This is a genomic window from Paenibacillus sp. MAEPY2 (genome assembly GCF_000499205.1).
GTDB classification, from domain to species: Bacteria; Bacillota; Bacilli; order Paenibacillales; family Paenibacillaceae; genus Paenibacillus; species Paenibacillus vandeheii.
The window spans coordinates 1-335 of record NZ_AWUK01000105.1; the positions used below are offsets into that span (position 1 = coordinate 1).

A 335-nucleotide genomic window follows, 5' to 3' on the forward strand; every position below is an offset into this window, starting at 1 on the left:
GAGTCATTAGCTCAGTTGGTAGAGCACCTGACTTTTAATCAGGGTGTCGAAGGTTCGAGCCCTTCATGACTCACCATCATATGCGCGTGTGGCGGAATTGGCAGACGCACTAGACTTAGGATCTAGCGTCTTTGACGTGGGGGTTCAAGTCCCTCCACGCGCATCCTTTATAAGCGGACGTGGCTCAGCGGTAGAGCATCGCCTTGCCAAGGCGAGGGTCGCGGGTTCGATTCCCGTCGTCCGCTCCAATATTTGCGCCCTTAGCTCAGCTGGATAGAGCGTTTGACTACGAATCAAAAGGCCGGGAGTTCGAATCTCTCAGGGCGCGCCATTAT

4 tRNA genes are annotated in these 335 nt (G+C 54.6%); all 4 read left to right on the forward strand.

The annotated features are described in order from the left end of the window. The 4 genes from P364_RS0134655 (at position 1) to P364_RS0134670 (ending at position 331) form a co-directional block, all read left to right on the forward strand. A tRNA-Lys gene (locus P364_RS0134655) sits at positions 1 to 76 on the forward strand. A 6-nt stretch (positions 77 to 82) separates the two neighbouring features. Continuing rightward, positions 83 to 163 (forward strand) — tRNA-Leu (locus tag P364_RS0134660). A gap of 10 nt (positions 164 to 173) precedes the next feature. Next, a tRNA-Gly gene (locus P364_RS0134665) sits at positions 174 to 248 on the forward strand. Between the two features lie 6 nt (positions 249 to 254). Beyond that, positions 255 to 331 (forward strand) — tRNA-Arg (locus tag P364_RS0134670). The last annotated feature ends 4 nt before the right edge of the window (positions 332 to 335 follow it).